The following is a 15,689-nucleotide window of genomic DNA, read 5'->3' on the forward strand; positions in this document are numbered from 1 at the left end:
TTCGATGCGTTAAGACCAAATTAGGCCAGGATATTTTTTGTTGCTTCGACCAATTTAGGAACTACTTCAAAAGCATCTCCAACGATACCGTAATCGGCTGCCTTAAAGAAAGGAGCTTCAGGGTCCGTATTGATAACTACGATCACCTTGGATCCGTTAACTCCAGCCAAGTGCTGAATAGCTCCGGAAATACCAATGGCGATGTACAAGTTTGGACGAATAGCAATACCTGTTTGACCTACGTGCTCGTGGTGAGGTCTCCATCCGATATCGGCAACGGGACGAGAACAAGCAGTAGCAGCGCCTAAGTTTTCGGCCAATTCTTCTACCATTCCCCAGTTTTCAGGACCTTTCAATCCGCGACCTGCACTTACCACCATTTCGGCTTCGGTCAAATCGAGTTTGCCTTCGGTTCCTTTCTTGCGGAATTCTTTGAAACGTACTTTGCTTGCACCTGCTTCTTCAGCAACTTTCTCAACGGAAGCACTTCCGTCGGTAGTTTCTACTGAAAGTGAGTTAGGCAATACAGTCAATACTTTGTTGTCAGAACTTACGGAGAACTGAGCGAAAGCTTTTCCTGAGAAAACCGCTTTGTTAACTACAAAACCATTTGATGTGTCAGGCAATGCCACCACACCAGAAACGATACCAGCATTTCTTTTGGCAGCTACAATAGGAGCTACTGCTTTTCCACCGTGATCGTGGGCAGTAACAACGATTGATGCTCCAAGAGCGTCAGCCTTTTGGGATACCCATAGAGCAAGCTGGCTATTGTCATGTCCATCGATGGCAGTATTGCAAATCACTTTGCTGGCACCAAATTGACCCAAAGCGGCCAAAGCGCTATCATCCACATTACCAAAAGTCAATGCGGTACAATCAGCGTCCATTTGAGAAGCGTAGTAAACAGCTTCATTGGAAGATTTTAAAATCTTTCCGTCTTTATTTTCTACTAAAACTACTACTGCCATCTTAAATAACTTTTGCTTCGTTTCTTAATAGATCAATTAGCTCAGCTGCATTATCCGGATCGATGAAACGACACTCAGATTTGGCAGGAGGAAGGCTGTAAGAGCTTACCTCAGTTGAAGTAGCGCTACCTGAAGCAGGTACTACTTCCAATTTTTTGGTTCTTGCGGCCATAATTCCACGCATGTTAGGAATACGCTGCTCGGCCATTCCCTTAGCTGCACTCAATACAAGAGGAAGGTCAGCTTCCAGTACTTCGGTTCCACCTTGAACGTCACATTCAATAGTGGCAACAGTACCGGCCACATCAAGTTTAGTAGCTTGAGATAGGAATGGCATGTCCAACAAGGCTGCGATCATTCCTGGTACTTGAGCGCCATTGTAGTTAATGGTTTCTTTACCAGCGAGAATAAGGTCGTAGTTTTTGTCTTTGGCGTAATTGGCAATTTCGTTAGCAACCTGCAAAGCATCGGTAGCAGAAGCATCGATACGAACGGCAGAATCGGCACCAATAGCGAGGGCCTTACGAATAATCGGATCATTTTCCGCACCACCAACGGTAATAGTAGTTACTGTTCCTCCAAGAGTTTCTTTCAGCTCCAATCCACGCACCAAAGCATACCACTCGTCATAAGGGTTAACGATAAACTGTACGCCAGCCTCGTTAAATTTCGTATCCCCATCGGTGAACGAAATCTTCGTTGTGGTATCCGGTGCTTTACTTATACAAACCAGAATATTCATAGAAATTATTTGCTTCAAATTAAGGCTGCAAAGGTAAGTAAAAAACGTCCTGCTTGGAGGGGGGAGAGCTGACCACTTCAGGTGCGGATTTGCTTTGAAGTCTGCGAGATCAGGCCGGTCCGTTAAATGGTCAATTTTCTTTAGGGCTGAATTTGTATTATATCCTATTTTTGTGGCCCTTCAAAATCGAAGAACAATGAGAGTGATTCAATTTCGTGAGGCCCTGAGAGAGGCGATGAGTGAAGAAATGAGACGTGACAACAACGTCTTTCTGATGGGTGAAGAGGTAGCCGAATACAACGGTGCCTATAAGGTAAGCCAGGGAATGTTGGACGAATTTGGTCCAGACCGGGTTATCGATACACCTATTGCTGAACTGGGTTTTGCCGGAATCGGTGTGGGAGCTGCCATGAATGGATTGCGTCCCATCGTTGAGTTTATGACCTGGAATTTCGCCATCTTGGCGGCGGACCAAATTATTAACTCGGCAGCCAAAATGCTCCAGATGAGTGGTGGGCAATACCACGTACCCATCGTTTTCCGCGGTGGAAATGGTCAGGCTGGTCAGTTGGCGGCAACACACTCCCAGAGTTTCGAAGCCTTTTACGCTCACGTACCAGGACTAAAAGTTCTTACTCCTTCTAATCCATACGACGCTAAAGGATTGTTGAAAGCTGCGATCCGTGATGAAGATCCAGTAGTTTTCCTGGAGTCTGAAAAAATGTATGGTGATAAAGGTGAAGTGCCGGATAGTGAATATATTATTCCAATTGGTCAGGCCAACGTAAAAAGAACCGGTACTCATTGTACCATCGTAACCTTCGGAAAAATCATCAAGATTGTGGACGAAGCTGCTGAAGCTTTGGCCAAAGAAGGAATTGAGGTAGAAGTGATCGACTTGCGTACCATTCGTCCATGGGATGAGGCTACCGTTATTAAATCGGTGATGAAGACCAATCGCTTGTTGATTGTGGAAGAGTCTTGGCCAGTTGCTTCTATCGCTTCTGAGATTTCTTTCCGGGTTCAGCGTGAAGCCTTCGATTACCTCGATGCGCCTATCCGTCGATTGACTCAAAAGGATACTCCTTTTGCCTTTGCTACCACACTTATCGATGAGGCACTTCCTCACACCGAAGATGTGGTTCGTGTGGTGAAGGAGCTGATGTATCAGGCCTAAGTCCTTCTCGGTAGATCCGAACCTTCTGTTTTTTATTATCCCTCTGTCATTCAGCAGGTTATTATATCTGGGAAATACAATTTGTACGAACCGATATAAAGCCTACTTTTGCTGGCTTTTAACGCTATCTGTTAGAGATTAAATAAGTTATCAATAGAAATTAAATAAGAATGGAACAGAACATCATTTTTGTGCCAATTGCACTTTCGATCCTCGGACTTCTCTTTATGCTCGTCAAAATGAGCTGGGTAAAAAAGCAAGCTCCCGGAAGTGAGCGGATGCAATTTATTTCCAAGAGTATTAAAGAAGGTGCTCTTGCCTTTTTGAATGCAGAATACCGTTTGTTGGTCATTTTCGCTGTTGTTGCAGCAGGTCTGTTGTTTGTGATTTCAACTTTGGTGCCTACCACCAGTTGGATGATTGTACCGGCTTTCATTTTCGGAGCCATTTTTTCGGCCTTGGCTGGAAACATCGGAATGCGTGTTGCTACCGAAGCTAATGCTCGTACTGCAGAAGCAGCTAAAACAAGTTTGCCACAAGCTCTTAAAGTTTCCTTCGGTGGAGGTACTGTAATGGGATTGGGTGTAGCTGGATTGGCTGTACTCGGATTGAGTCTGTTCTTTATGTTTTTTGCTTCCCAGTTTATGGGTGGAGGCGGAGACTTCTACGGAAATATGACTGTGGTTCTTGAGGCCTTGGCTGGTTTCTCTCTGGGAGCTGAGTCAATCGCCTTGTTTGCTCGTGTGGGTGGTGGTATTTATACCAAAGCTGCTGACGTTGGAGCTGACCTGGTAGGTAAAGTAGAAGCAGGCATCCCAGAAGATGATCCACGTAACCCGGCAACTATTGCTGATAACGTAGGAGATAACGTAGGTGACGTAGCTGGTATGGGAGCCGACCTTTTTGGTTCGTATGTAGCTACCGTTTTGGCGGCCATGGTACTGGGTAACTATGTGATTCGCGATATGAGCGAAACAGTTGGTTTCTCCGATGCTTTCAACAACATGGGCCCAATCCTTCTTCCAATGGTTATCGCCGGAGTTGGAATTTTGGCTTCTATTATCGGAACATTCCTGGTAAAAATTGGAAGCAACGATGCTAAAGAACCTCAAGTACAAAAAGCTTTGGATATCGGAAACTGGACCTCTATCATTTTGACTTTGATCGCCAGTTACTTCCTGATCAACTGGATGCTTCCTGAAACCATGAACATGAAGTTCTTCGGTGAAGGATATAAAGAAGTAGCTTCTATCAATGTTTTCTACTCGGCTTGTATTGGTCTTGCAGTAGGAGCTTTGATCTCTATGGTGACTGCTTACTATACCAGTTTGGGTAAAAAACCAGTATTGGATATCGTACAAAATTCTTCTACCGGTGCTGCTACCAATATTATCGCTGGTTTGGCCGTAGGTATGAAGTCCACTTTTGCTTCAGTAATCCTTTTTGCTGCTGCCATTTACGGTTCTTATGCCTTAGCCGGTTTCTACGGTGTGGCTTTGGCCGCTTCTGCTATGATGGCTACCACAGCTATGCAGTTGGCTATCGATGCTTTCGGACCGATTGCAGATAACGCTGGTGGAGTTGCTGAAATGAGTGAATTGGAAGACCACGTTCGTGAGCGTACCGATATTTTGGACTCTGTAGGTAATACTACTGCAGCTGTTGGAAAAGGATTTGCGATCGCTTCTGCAGCATTGACTGCTTTGGCTCTGTTTGCTGCTTACGTAACCTTTACTGGTATCGACGGTATCAACATTTTTAAAGCAGACGTTTTGGCCATGCTTTTTGTAGGAGGTATGATTCCGGTTGTATTCTCAGCCATGGCTATGAAGTCAGTGGGTAAAGCAGCCATGGAAATGGTTCAGGAAGTACGTCGTCAGTTCCGCGAAATTCCTGGAATTATGGAAGGTACTGGTACTCCTGAGTACGCCAAGTGTGTAGATATCTCTACCAAGGCTGCCTTGAAAGAGATGTTGCTTCCTGGTTTGATTACCATCATTACTCCAATTATCGTTGGTTTGGTTTTCGGATCTGAGCCTCTTGGAGGTTACATGGCTGGTGTTTGTGTAAGTGGTGTTATGTGGGCCATCTTCCAGAACAACGCTGGTGGTGCCTGGGACAACGCTAAGAAATCTTTTGAAGCAGGTGTAATGATCGACGGTGAAATGACTTACAAAGGATCTGATGCTCACAAAGCAGCCGTAACAGGTGATACTGTAGGTGATCCATTTAAAGATACTTCTGGTCCATCCATGAACATTTTGATTAAGTTGACTTGTTTGGTTGGTTTGGTAATTGCCCCAATCTTAGGTCAAATGGAAGGAAACGGAGAGCACGCTTCTAAAGATCAAACCCCAACTGAAATTGAGGTTTCTGAAGCAACTAATAGCACCATTAACACTATTCACTAAGAAGTATGAAATTGATTTGGCAAACTGCTGTTCTGGGATTAGCGTTGGTAGCCTTTGGTTGCAATTCTGAAGGAGCTTCTAATTCTGCAAAAAATCAAGACTCTACTACCGAAGCAGGAAGTATGACCCAGGCGGATGCTCCGGCCAAGGCATACGAATACTTGCTCAACAAGGAAGAGAGTAGTGTAGATTGGATGGGGAATAAGCCCACTGGATCACACAATGGAAACATTAGTTTTTCAAACGGAGCCATGGGTTTCAATGGGAACATGGACTTGAATCATGGCGTGGTAGAGGTGGATATGACTACCATTACTTGTATCGATATTCAGGATGAAGAGGATAACAAGGATTTCGTCGGGCATTTGAAAAATGAAGACTTCTTTGACGTTACTAAGTATCCTACTGCCAATTTGATGGTCATGTCCATGACTCAAAAAGGTAGTGATGGAACTTTCCAGATTGAAGGTGAAATTGTAATCAAAGGAATTAATCGTATCGTTTCTTTCGAAGCACAGCGGAAGATGAATGGCGATCAAATGATCTTTGATGGAATTTTGATCCTGGACAGAACTGAATTTAATGTGACTTACAAGTCCAAATCTGTTTTTGGCGATTTGGGTGATAAATTCATCTACGACGAATTTACACTGAACTTCCACCTGGTGTTTGATCCGGTGAGATAAGATATATCTTAGTTAAAAGAGCTTGACCGCCTGTCTGGTAGTTGATTAGTTTCAGCTGTTGGCAGGCGGTCTTTTTTTGGGGGCTCGTAGAATTTTCTACATTTGGCGGCATGAGGATTACCATTGTGCTTGCTTTTTTGGTTGGATCATCCTTACTCGGTAGTGCTCAAGACTACGTCGATCTGGCTAAGTTTACCTATTTAAATTCCCCATTTAACCGCTATTCCAACGCCGATACGGTGGTAGACGTGGCCCGTGTTCAGGAATTCTACCTGGACCTTACGGTTCCCATTAAATTGCAAAAAGGCCATGCCATCATCACGGGGATCACCTTGGAGCAATTAAGCCTGCAAACTGCCCCTGAAGGGTATAATGTTAATCAGGTGTTCTCCACGGCCCTTAAGATGGGTATGAACTACAAACACAGCGAAAAACTCGAGGGAACGTACCTCTTCATGCCTAAGTTCTCTTCCGATTTTCACGACATCGGTAGAAAGGATCTTCAGCTTGGAGGGTTGGTGCTCTACAAATACCACAAAAAAGAGTTCTTAAAGTACCGCTTCGGTATGTATTACAATTCGGAGCTATTCGGGCCTTTTTTCGTGCCTTTAGTGGGTTTCTGGCATCGGAGTAAGAATAAGAAGTTTGAGGCCAACGTAACGCTGCCAGTTTGGGTTGATTTGAACTACCGCTTTACGAAGTGGTTTACTGCGGGGCTAAACTTCAGTTCTTTTGTACGGTCTTATTACCTAACGCCTCATTCTACCCAAGGTAGGGAGGAGTATCTGGTGAAGGCGTCTAACGAGCTTTATGCTTACGGGCAATTTCACCTGACCAAGTCGGTTTTACTTCAAGGTAAAATTGGGTATTCCATCGGCCGAAGATTTGCCGCCTACGATGTAGAAGATCGGGTAACGTTTGGATTCATGGCTTTCCGATTTGGTGATGATCGCGACCGGAATAACGGTACATTTAGCGATGGTCTGATTTTTCAGGGCAGGTTAATTTACCGCTTCGATTTATCGAAGGCGGAGCCTGAGCCTGCTCCCATACCTGGAAGCTAATTAAGTTAACAGGAAATTAGAAAAGGCCGTGTAGCTCGGCATCTACTCGGGAAATGATTTTTCCCAAGTCTTCTTTGTCTTCTTTGAAGTTGTTTTCATCGACATTCACAACCACCAAACGGCCTTTGTTGTAGGTAGAAATCCAAGCTTCATAGCGTTCATTCAAGCGTTTTAGATAGTCCAGGCGAATTTGCTCTTCGTATTCACGCCCACGTTGCTGAATCTGGCTTACCAAAGTAGGAACCGAAGCACGCAAGTAAATAATCAAATCCGGAGCTGCGATGAACGATTCCATCAGGTTGAAGAGAGAAAAATAATTCTCAAAATCCCGGGTAGTCATCAAGCCCATGCTGTGCAAGTTGGGCGCAAAGATGAAGGCATCTTCATAGATCGTACGATCCTGAATGATTCCTCTTCCTTTTTGCTTAATGTCTTGAATTTGAGCAAAGCGACTATTGAGGTAATAGATCTGCAGGTTGAAAGACCAACGTTGCATATCATCGTAGAAATCATTCAGGTAAGGGTTCTCATCAACGTCCTCAAAGTGGGGTTCCCACTTATAATGTTTGGACAGAAGGGTAGTCAGAGTTGTTTTTCCTGAACCTATGTTTCCTGCGATGGCTACGTGCATATTTTTTCCTCCTAGGCTAAATTAAAAAGCACACTAAATTATAAAAACTGACTGCGCGGTCAAGTAAAAGTTCTCAACAATCAGGGGGATTGTTTAAGGATGTTTAACTGGCTATTATTCAGAATGTTGATTCTGTTTTTAGTAAGGAGAATCTGCTGATTTTCCTCCTCAAAATGCATCACGGTGTCCGAATCGAGAGTGGTGAGGTTAAAGTTTATCAAATAGGGGGTAGAATAATAGATCAAATTTCCATCCTTCACTTGGATTTCGGCCGGGCAACAAATGGGGATTGTCTTGTAATAGGCCCCGAAAATATCAAAGACCAAAACGCCGCGATCAGGATCTACTACATACAGCCAGTTGTTGATTTCTCGCATGTAAATCGGCTCGGGGATAAAACCCAATAATTGATTTAAATCTCCGCTTCGGGCAATGTGTTGGTTGCTTTTATCCAGCCGGATGAGTTCGAATCGGGTTTTATCGAATAACCAAATACCGTTGCCATGCGATGTACATACCTGCGATACTTGAACAAATCCGAGTTCGTCGAGTGGAATGTCCCTACCTCTCAGTGCCAATTGATTGTCCAGAAACAAAACCTGAAGTTGATCTTCAAAAAAGACCAATACCTCTAAGCCATTGGTCGCATCCAAATCTGTGATGTTGCCCAAAAAGTTGTTGCTGTTGCGGGAAAGCAGCTTGCCATCCGGAGAGTACAAGAAAACCTCGTTGTTTCGGATTAGGTAAATCTTTCCGAAATTGTCAACCCGTACAAAGTCTGCCTTTTCTTCCAGAGTTTTAAGTGGAATCAATTCCGGGGCCTGGGAAAAAACCGATAAAGAGAACCCTAAACATAAAAGGGTTGCCCAAAGAGTTTTAAGACTGTTGCAACAGAGCATGAATCTCTTCAATTATTTTTCGTTTGTTCGATAGCCGGGGTACCTTGTTTTGACCACCCAGCTTTCCTTTGCTTTTGAGCCAAGCATAAAACGTGCCGGGTTCCACTGCCGTTACTCTAGGCAGCTTCATGTTCATGTCTTTGTAGCGCTTGGCTTCGTAATCGCTGTTTACTTTTTTCAACTCCTCATCGAGGCGTTGAGTAAAGGTAGCTAAGTTGGAGGGAGCCTGACTAAATTCAATGATCCATTCGTGCCCTCCTGAGTGTTCAACTCCATCAAAATAGGGGGCCGCCGTGTATTCGCTAATCGTTGAGCCAGTGTCTTTACAAGCTACAGCCAAGGCCTTTTCGGCATTCTCGGCTACCAATTCTTCTCCAAACGCGTTGATGTAGTATTTCGTACGCCCGCTTACCTGAATCCGGTAGGGATGTTGACTTGTGAATCGAATGGTATCACCTACCATGTATCTCCACAAACCGGCATTGGTGCTAATGATCAAGGCGTAGTCCTTATTCAGTTCCGTTTCTTCGAGCAGTACGGTTTGAGGTCTGTCTTTGTGCAATTCGTCCAGGGGAAGAAACTCGTAATAGATTCCGTAATCCAACATGAGGAGCATATCGCTGTCCTCTTCCTCTTCCAACCAGCGGTCCTGCAAACCAAAAAATCCTTCTGAGGCGTTATACGATTCCAAAAACCTCACCCGATCGCTCGGAAACAATTCTTTGAACTTTTCGCGGTAGGGGTGAAAGCTTACACCGCCGTGACCGTAGAGCTCAAATTGAGGCCACACTTCCATCATATTGCTCTTCCCGGTGATCTCCAGAATTCGATTGAGAAGAAGCAGGTTCCAGGAAGGGACTCCAGAGATGCTGGTGATGTTCTCCACCGCACCCACTTCGGCCATCTTGTCGATTTTTTTCTCCCATTGAGGAGTCAGCGCGATGCTCAAATCCGGTACCCGAAGATACTCCGCCCAAGCTGGCAAATTTTTAATAATGATGGATGAGAGGTCTCCAGAGTAAGAGTTTTTGCTGTGTTTGTTTACTTCGCTGCTACCGCCGAGAATCAATCCTTTGCCATCAAATAGATGCGGATCTTCCTGGTTGCAATAGTGAATGGTAAGAAGGTCTGTTCCGCCTTTGTAGTGACAGTTTTCCAACGATTCTCGGGAAACAGGAATGAATTTGCTTTTGTCTGAGGTGGTGCCCGAGGATTTGGCAAACCACTTAATTTCGGTCGGCCAAAGAAGGTTCTGTTCTCCCTTCATGATTCGGTCTATGTAACCCTTCAGGCTTTCATAGTCCTGCAGGGGTACTTCTTCGCTGAATCGCTTTCGATCCTCTAATTTTTCGAACCGGTATTTTCTACCAAATTCGGTATGCCTGGCATTGCCAATTAATCGATTAAACCATTCATTCTGCACCTCAATAGGGTACTTCTTGAACAGCTCAATTTGATGCATACGTTTTTTAAGAATCCAACCGGCGATGGAGTTGACGAGAGCCATAGACCTGTTTCTTTTGATTGCCTCCAGCAACAAAGATGGTCAATATTTCATTCCCCGGCTCTACCCATGTCCATGGGATTTTTAGGGCAAAAAGAACCCCCGTCCTTGAGGCTGGTTAGCCTCCCGAACGGGGGTAGTTTATCTTATTGATTTACAGTTCTTAGTAAACTGTCAGGTCGAAAGGAATACGGGCTTGAATGCCAGAAGTTTCTTTCATGCGCTGAATAGTTTGGTAGTATTTGAAGTCATCTCCCAGGTAGCTTTCCATGATGGATACTTTACCTTGGTTAAACAGTTCTTCGGTAAAGGTCTCGAAGGGATCTTTTTCTTCTGGATATGATTTCAAACGGAAGTCATCCAAGTTTGCCATGTCCGCTGCGTAAGCAATAGCATCGTTTAGTCCACCCAGTTCGTCAACCAAACCTCTTTCCAGAGCATCCTTACCAGTCCATACACGGCCTTGTCCAATAGAATCAACTTCAGGGACGGTAAGACCACGACCATCGGATACACGGCCCAGGAAGGTAGCGTATACAGTTTCCACTGATTCCTGGATTTTGTCGTGCTGCCAAGGAGTCAATTTACGAGTTGCGATACCGATGTTAGAGTTTGCGTTTGTTGTTGTTCCGTCAAAGGTGACACCCAATTTGTTGGAGAAGAATTCTTCTGTGTAAGGAATCATTCCAAAAACACCGATAGATCCGGTGATGGTGTTGGCTCCGGCAAAAATGCGGTCAGCTCCACAGCTGATGTAGTAACCTCCAGAGGCGGCCAATCCACCCATACTTACAACAAATGGTTTTTCCTTTTTAGCCAATTGAGTTTCTCTCCAGATAACATCAGAGGCCAAGGCGCTTCCACCAGGAGAGTTAACACGCAATACGATGGCTTTTACCGTAGAATCTTTACGAGCTTTACGAATCGCTTGAGCGATGGTTTTTGATCCCAAAACGCTGGAAGAACTGCTTCCACTTCTGATTTCACCAGCCGCATATACCACAGCTACCTTATCGTTCAATTCCCATGGCTTGGCTTCGTCTTCTTCTGTTTTCTTAGGTGCTTTGGAGTATTTACCCAGTTTTACCAGGTGCATGTCATCTTCTTCCTCCACGTCAATACGAGCCATCAAAGTATCGATCACTTCGTCGCCATAAAGCAGGCCGTCAATCATTCCCAAGTCCACTGCATTTTGTGGTCCCATTGAAGCAAGACTATCAGCGATGTCGTTCAATTGGGCTACGCTTAGGTCTCTGGACTCAGCAATTTTGCTCAACCAAACACCCCAAATCGAATTTAGGAAACGATCGATTTGTTCGCGGTTAGCATCACTCATTTTATCCTTGATAAATGGTTCTACTGCACTCTTAAACTTGTTGTTTTTTCCTCGGATGATTTGCATTTCTACATCCAACTTTTCCAAAGCGCCTTTAAAGAAAGTCAACTCAGACATAAGTCCTTTGAATTCCAGATCGCCTTCTGGATAGAGGTAAATTTTGTCGGCAACCGAAGCCAGGTAGTAAGAACCTTGGTCAACGTATTGTCCGTAGGCGATGATAAACTTGCCTGAAGTACGGAAGTCCAAAAGCGCTTCGCGAACCTCATCCAGGTTAGCTAAGGCCATAGGTACGCCTTTTAGTTCCAGGTAAATACCTTCAATGTTGTCGTCATCTTTGGCTTTTTCGATGTTGTCCAATACTTCCTTCAGCCCCAAAGGCTTGTTGGATTCCATAGTGGCAAAATCAAAAGATTCAAAAGGGTTGTTAGAAGGCTTATCGATCAATCCTTTATTAAAGGAAAGGCGAAGAATTGAGTTTTCTTCAATCTTCACTTCTTTTTCGCCCGAGTCAATGCTGGCCGCAATCACGCCTACCATTATGAATACCAGAACTAATCCTGATATCACAAACCCCAGCATTGAGGCAAACATGATTTTTATAAACTGTTTCATCGTGTGTACTATTGAATTTCGCCTTCAAAGGTAGGTTTACTACTGAGGAAAATGGAGTTACAATTACATTAAAGGTGTTCCGGTCGTATGAATGGAATATTTTTGCCTTATGCAGTCGGAGGAGATGATGGAGGTGTTGATTTCACTGGGATCAAATTTAGGAAGTTGGGAGGCTGTGCAACAGCTTGCTTTAGACGAAATTGAAGCTCGGATAGGAAGGCTTGAACGTTTGTCTCAGGTCTATCGAACGGAGCCCTGGGGTGTAAAAGATCAGCCCTATTTTAAGAATCAGGTGGTTTTGGTTCACACCCGTTTATCGGCACCGGAGGTACTGAATCAATTGCTCAACATTGAAAAAGAGTGCGGTCGTGATCGGGAAAAAGAGGACCGCTGGGGGCCACGATCTCTGGATTTAGATATTCTATTCTATGGAAACGAGCAGGTGGCAGATTCAAATTTGGAAATTCCTCACCCCCGATTGCACCAGCGAAAATTTATTCTCATACCCTTGTCCGAAGTAGCTCCGGATTTAATTCATCCAATTACTGCACAATCCGTGCGAGAAATGTTGGATTATTGCACCGACGATTCCAAGGTGGAGCTTTACGAACTATGAATTATCACTACCTCGCTATAGAAGGAACCATTGGGGCTGGAAAAACCTCGTTGTCCCATAAGTTGGCTGAAGAATTTAATGCCCGAGTGGTGCTAGAGGAATTTAGCGACAATCCATTTCTGCCTGGATTTTATAGTCAGCCCGATAAGTTTGCCTTTCAGCTCGAATTGAGTTTTTTGGCGGAGCGTTACCAGCAGATTGGTCGGGAACTGAGCAACCGGGATTTGTTTCAGCAGATGGTGGTGTCTGATTACATTCTTCAGAAGTCACTCATTTTTGCCCGGGAAAACCTGAAAGGGGACACCTTGCAGCTGTATCGAACCCTTTATGATTTGATGATTCGGCAGGCTCCAAAGCCCGATTTGACGGTTTATTTGTACCAAGAGCCCGAAAAATTGAAACAAAATATCCTAAAACGGGGTAGACCCTATGAGAAGGATATTCCGTTAAACTACCTTAAACGAATTCAAAAACGGTATATGGCTTTTTTCCGGCAGCAACGGAAATCGGTTATTCTGATTTTGGATACAACGGATTTGGATTTTGTATCAGATCCAAAACATTATCAAATAATCCTTGGACTGTTGAAGGAAAATTATCCCTTCGGAATAACGAGAATTAAACCGTAGTTCGCTGATTTCAATGCAGTGAGACCTCCTTCTTATTGAGAACAATTAGTTATTATTGCACTTTATTAGCAAAATGATTCTTTAATCGAAAGACTAAAAATGTCTAAAGTCATGAAAAAGAATACCATAAAGACTCTGTCCTTAGTAGCGTTGGTATCTGTGGGGTTGGCAGCATGTAACCCTTTGAAGAAAATGGATAAGTACGCGGAGAACATTAAATATTCCGTGAACCCCGACCCCCTTGAAATGCACGGAGATAGTGTAGAAGTAAACATTAGCGGAAAGATTCCACCCAAATACTTCCATAAATTAGCTACCGTAAAGGCCAAAGCAGTATTGAAAAATGCTGACGGAGAAGTGGTTAAAGAATTGAAGGAAATGACCCTGCTCGGAAACGAAGCAGACGGTGATGGAAAAAAGATTGACTACGAAAAAGGAGGATCTTTTAGCTACACTGACAAGATCGCTTACGAGCCTATCATGGAAAACGTTCAGTTGTTCGTTCAGGCTACCGGATCTTTCAAAACCAAGACTCAAGAGTTCGAATCACGCAAGATTGGTGATGGTACCATTACCACTCCTTACCTGGTTCAGTCAGACGCTCGTCCTATCTTGGCTAAAGACAACTTTAAGAAAGTTATTCCTCACACCGTTGAGGCTCAAATTCACTACTTGATTCAATCTTCTCAAGTTCGTTCAACTGAATTGAGAGATGAAGATATTAAAGCCTTCACTGAATTCGTAGAAATGGCCGTTGCCAATGAGTACGTTTTCAAAGGAGTTACTGTTTCAGCTTACGCTTCTCCTGATGGAGAAATGGATTTGAACGACAACTTGGCCAACAATCGTGCTAAGACTGCCGCTCAAGCAATCATGAGAATTCTTAAGCGTAAGAAAGTGGAAGCTGCCAAGGCTGAAGGATTTATTACCGAGATCGGTAAAGGTGAAGACTGGGAAGGTTTTGAAAAAGCAACCAAGGCTTCTGATATCGAAGATAAAGACATCATCTTGGGTGTTCTTAAAATGAACGCTGACAACGCTAAGCGTGAAGCTGAGATCAAGAACATGGCTGCTGTATACGTTGAGTTGGCTGAGAAAGTACTTCCTTCTCTACGTCGTTCCATGATTACTTTGAACGCTGACGAAATGGCTCGTACTGATGAGGAAATCACGGCTTTGACCAAGTCTAACCCTGATACACTTTCAGTAGAAGAGTTGTTGTACGCTGCTACATTGACTAACGATCTTGATGAGAAATTGAGAATCTATAAGTTGGCTCAGTCTCAGTATCCATCTGACTGGAGAGCTCACAACAACGTAGGTTATGTAATGGTACTTCAAAACAATGTTTCTGGTGCAAAAGCTGAATTTGAAAAAGCGGCTTCTGCTCAAAATACTCCGATTGTATCTAACAACTTGGGTGTTTGCGAATTGTTTGAAGGAAACACAGCTAAGGCTGAAGGCTTGTTCAAGTCTGCTTCCGGAGCTGGTCCTGAGGTAAGCTACAACATGGGTATTATCAATATCAAGAAAGGAGACTACGGAACTGCAGTTTCTAAGTTTGGTGGAGAGAAAACCTTCAACGCTGCCTTGGCTCAAATGTTGAACGGAAACAACGACGGAGCTTTGAAAACTTTGGATGCTTCTGAAGCTAAAGCAACTGCTGAAGGATACTACCTTAAAGCGGTTATCGGAGCTCGTACTTCAAACAACGATATGGTAACCAGCAACCTGAAATCTGCTTTCGGATTGGAAGGTAAGCTGAAGTCCAAAGCTGCTAATGATGCTGAATTTATCAGTCTACGTGAAGATGCTGCCTTCAGTGGATTGGTGAAGTAAGTTTTAGACATAAATCTTTTTAGAAAGTCCCCGTTGGTCAAAGTACTTACGGGGATTTTTTATTTCCGATCAATTCCATTTGTATATTCGAACCATGAAAAAGCGGCTAATACTTTTAACCCTGTTGACCGGTTTTGTTTTCGGAGCCTGCAACAACTGTTATGTTTGTGAATACACCAATGCCAAGGGAGAGCGCAAATCGACTTCAGAGATTTGCAACGATAAAGATGGCTTGGATAACCTGGAAAAAGACCTCAATGAGCGCTATGGTCAATATGGAGACGTATTTTGCATGAACACTCCCTAAATCGTTCGCAAATCCAATACTTAATTTTCTATATTTGCTCAAATTTGAAATGGATATGAAGAAGTTAATGTTACTTGCAGTGATGGCCATGAGCCTGGGGATGATTTCTTGTGAAAAGTGTTCAACCTGTACTTACCAAGATCCCAATAGAGGAACATTGACCAGCGAAGAAGTTTGTGGCAAATCCAGACAGTACGATCAAATTATGGAGCAGTACGACGAAAACGGTTGGTCCTGCACCAAAAACTAAGAAGAGATAACA

General features: G+C 43.8%; 15 protein-coding genes. 9 read left to right on the forward strand and 6 right to left on the reverse strand.

The window, feature by feature from the left end:
- Window positions 1-20 precede the first annotated feature (20 nt).
- Window positions 21-971: an electron transfer flavoprotein subunit alpha/FixB family protein gene (locus KFE98_10160; GenBank protein UTW64478.1), complete on the reverse strand. Its 951-nt coding sequence runs from the start codon at window positions 969-971 to the stop codon at window positions 21-23.
- A gap of 1 nt (window position 972) precedes the next feature.
- Window positions 973-1,713, reverse strand: a complete 741-nt coding sequence (locus KFE98_10165) for an electron transfer flavoprotein subunit beta/FixA family protein (protein ID UTW64479.1) — start codon at window positions 1,711-1,713, stop codon at window positions 973-975.
- Window positions 1,714-1,909: 196 nt separating this feature from the next.
- Here KFE98_10165 and KFE98_10170 point away from each other — a divergent pair, with 196 nt between their 5' ends.
- The 4 genes from KFE98_10170 to KFE98_10185 all read left to right on the forward strand — a co-directional run bounded on the left by KFE98_10170 (window position 1,910) and on the right by KFE98_10185 (window position 7,051).
- A complete protein-coding gene (locus KFE98_10170) occupies window positions 1,910-2,890 on the forward strand; it encodes a pyruvate dehydrogenase complex E1 component subunit beta (protein UTW64480.1) in 981 nt (326 codons plus the stop codon).
- A gap of 170 nt (window positions 2,891-3,060) precedes the next feature.
- The gene (locus KFE98_10175) at window positions 3,061-5,301 is read left to right on the forward strand and encodes a sodium-translocating pyrophosphatase (protein UTW64481.1); all 2,241 of its coding nucleotides are present in this window, start codon (window positions 3,061-3,063) and stop codon (window positions 5,299-5,301) included.
- A gap of 5 nt (window positions 5,302-5,306) precedes the next feature.
- Window positions 5,307-5,987 (forward strand): YceI family protein, encoded by a 681-nt coding sequence (locus tag KFE98_10180; protein UTW64482.1) that lies wholly within the window; start codon window positions 5,307-5,309, stop codon window positions 5,985-5,987.
- A gap of 110 nt (window positions 5,988-6,097) precedes the next feature.
- The gene (locus tag KFE98_10185; protein UTW64483.1) at window positions 6,098-7,051 is read left to right on the forward strand and encodes a hypothetical protein; all 954 of its coding nucleotides are present in this window, start codon (window positions 6,098-6,100) and stop codon (window positions 7,049-7,051) included.
- Between the two features lie 16 nt (window positions 7,052-7,067).
- Here KFE98_10185 and KFE98_10190 read toward each other — a convergent pair whose 3' ends face one another.
- From KFE98_10190 to sppA, 4 genes are all read right to left on the reverse strand, one after another.
- Complete coding sequence (locus tag KFE98_10190; GenBank protein ID UTW64484.1) at window positions 7,068-7,682, reverse strand: deoxynucleoside kinase; 615 nt, start codon at window positions 7,680-7,682, stop codon at window positions 7,068-7,070.
- Window positions 7,683-7,762: 80 nt separating this feature from the next.
- On the reverse strand, window positions 7,763-8,494 hold the full coding sequence (locus tag KFE98_10195; GenBank protein ID UTW64485.1) for a hypothetical protein: 732 nt from the start codon (window positions 8,492-8,494) through the stop codon (window positions 7,763-7,765).
- Window positions 8,495-8,558: 64 nt separating this feature from the next.
- Window positions 8,559-10,088 carry a GH3 auxin-responsive promoter family protein gene (locus KFE98_10200; GenBank protein UTW64486.1) on the reverse strand — a complete coding sequence of 510 codons (1,530 nt, stop codon included), beginning with the start codon at window positions 10,086-10,088 and terminating at the stop codon, window positions 8,559-8,561.
- A 160-nt stretch (window positions 10,089-10,248) separates the two neighbouring features.
- Complete coding sequence (gene sppA, locus KFE98_10205) at window positions 10,249-12,036, reverse strand: signal peptide peptidase SppA (GenBank protein ID UTW64487.1); 1,788 nt, start codon at window positions 12,034-12,036, stop codon at window positions 10,249-10,251.
- 109 nt (window positions 12,037-12,145) lie between these two features.
- Here sppA and folK point away from each other — a divergent pair, with 109 nt between their 5' ends.
- The 5 genes from folK (at window position 12,146) to KFE98_10230 (ending at window position 15,677) form a co-directional block, all read left to right on the forward strand.
- On the forward strand, window positions 12,146-12,652 hold the full coding sequence (gene folK, locus KFE98_10210; protein ID UTW64488.1) for a 2-amino-4-hydroxy-6-hydroxymethyldihydropteridine diphosphokinase: 507 nt from the start codon (window positions 12,146-12,148) through the stop codon (window positions 12,650-12,652).
- The gene (locus KFE98_10215) at window positions 12,649-13,281 is read left to right on the forward strand and encodes a deoxynucleoside kinase (GenBank protein ID UTW64489.1); all 633 of its coding nucleotides are present in this window, start codon (window positions 12,649-12,651) and stop codon (window positions 13,279-13,281) included. Before folK ends, KFE98_10215 begins: the two co-directional genes overlap by 4 nt.
- A gap of 111 nt (window positions 13,282-13,392) precedes the next feature.
- Window positions 13,393-15,120, forward strand: a complete 1,728-nt coding sequence (locus KFE98_10220; GenBank protein ID UTW64490.1) for a hypothetical protein — start codon at window positions 13,393-13,395, stop codon at window positions 15,118-15,120.
- Between the two features lie 94 nt (window positions 15,121-15,214).
- Entirely contained in the window at window positions 15,215-15,427 is a 213-nt protein-coding gene (locus KFE98_10225) for a hypothetical protein (protein ID UTW64491.1), read from the forward strand.
- Window positions 15,428-15,482: 55 nt separating this feature from the next.
- Entirely contained in the window at window positions 15,483-15,677 is a 195-nt protein-coding gene (locus KFE98_10230; GenBank protein ID UTW64492.1) for a hypothetical protein, read from the forward strand.
- Window positions 15,678-15,689: the final 12 nt, after the last annotated feature.

Source organism: bacterium SCSIO 12741, assembly GCA_024398055.1.
Taxonomy (GTDB): domain Bacteria; phylum Bacteroidota; class Bacteroidia; order Flavobacteriales_G; family Salibacteraceae; genus SCSIO-12741.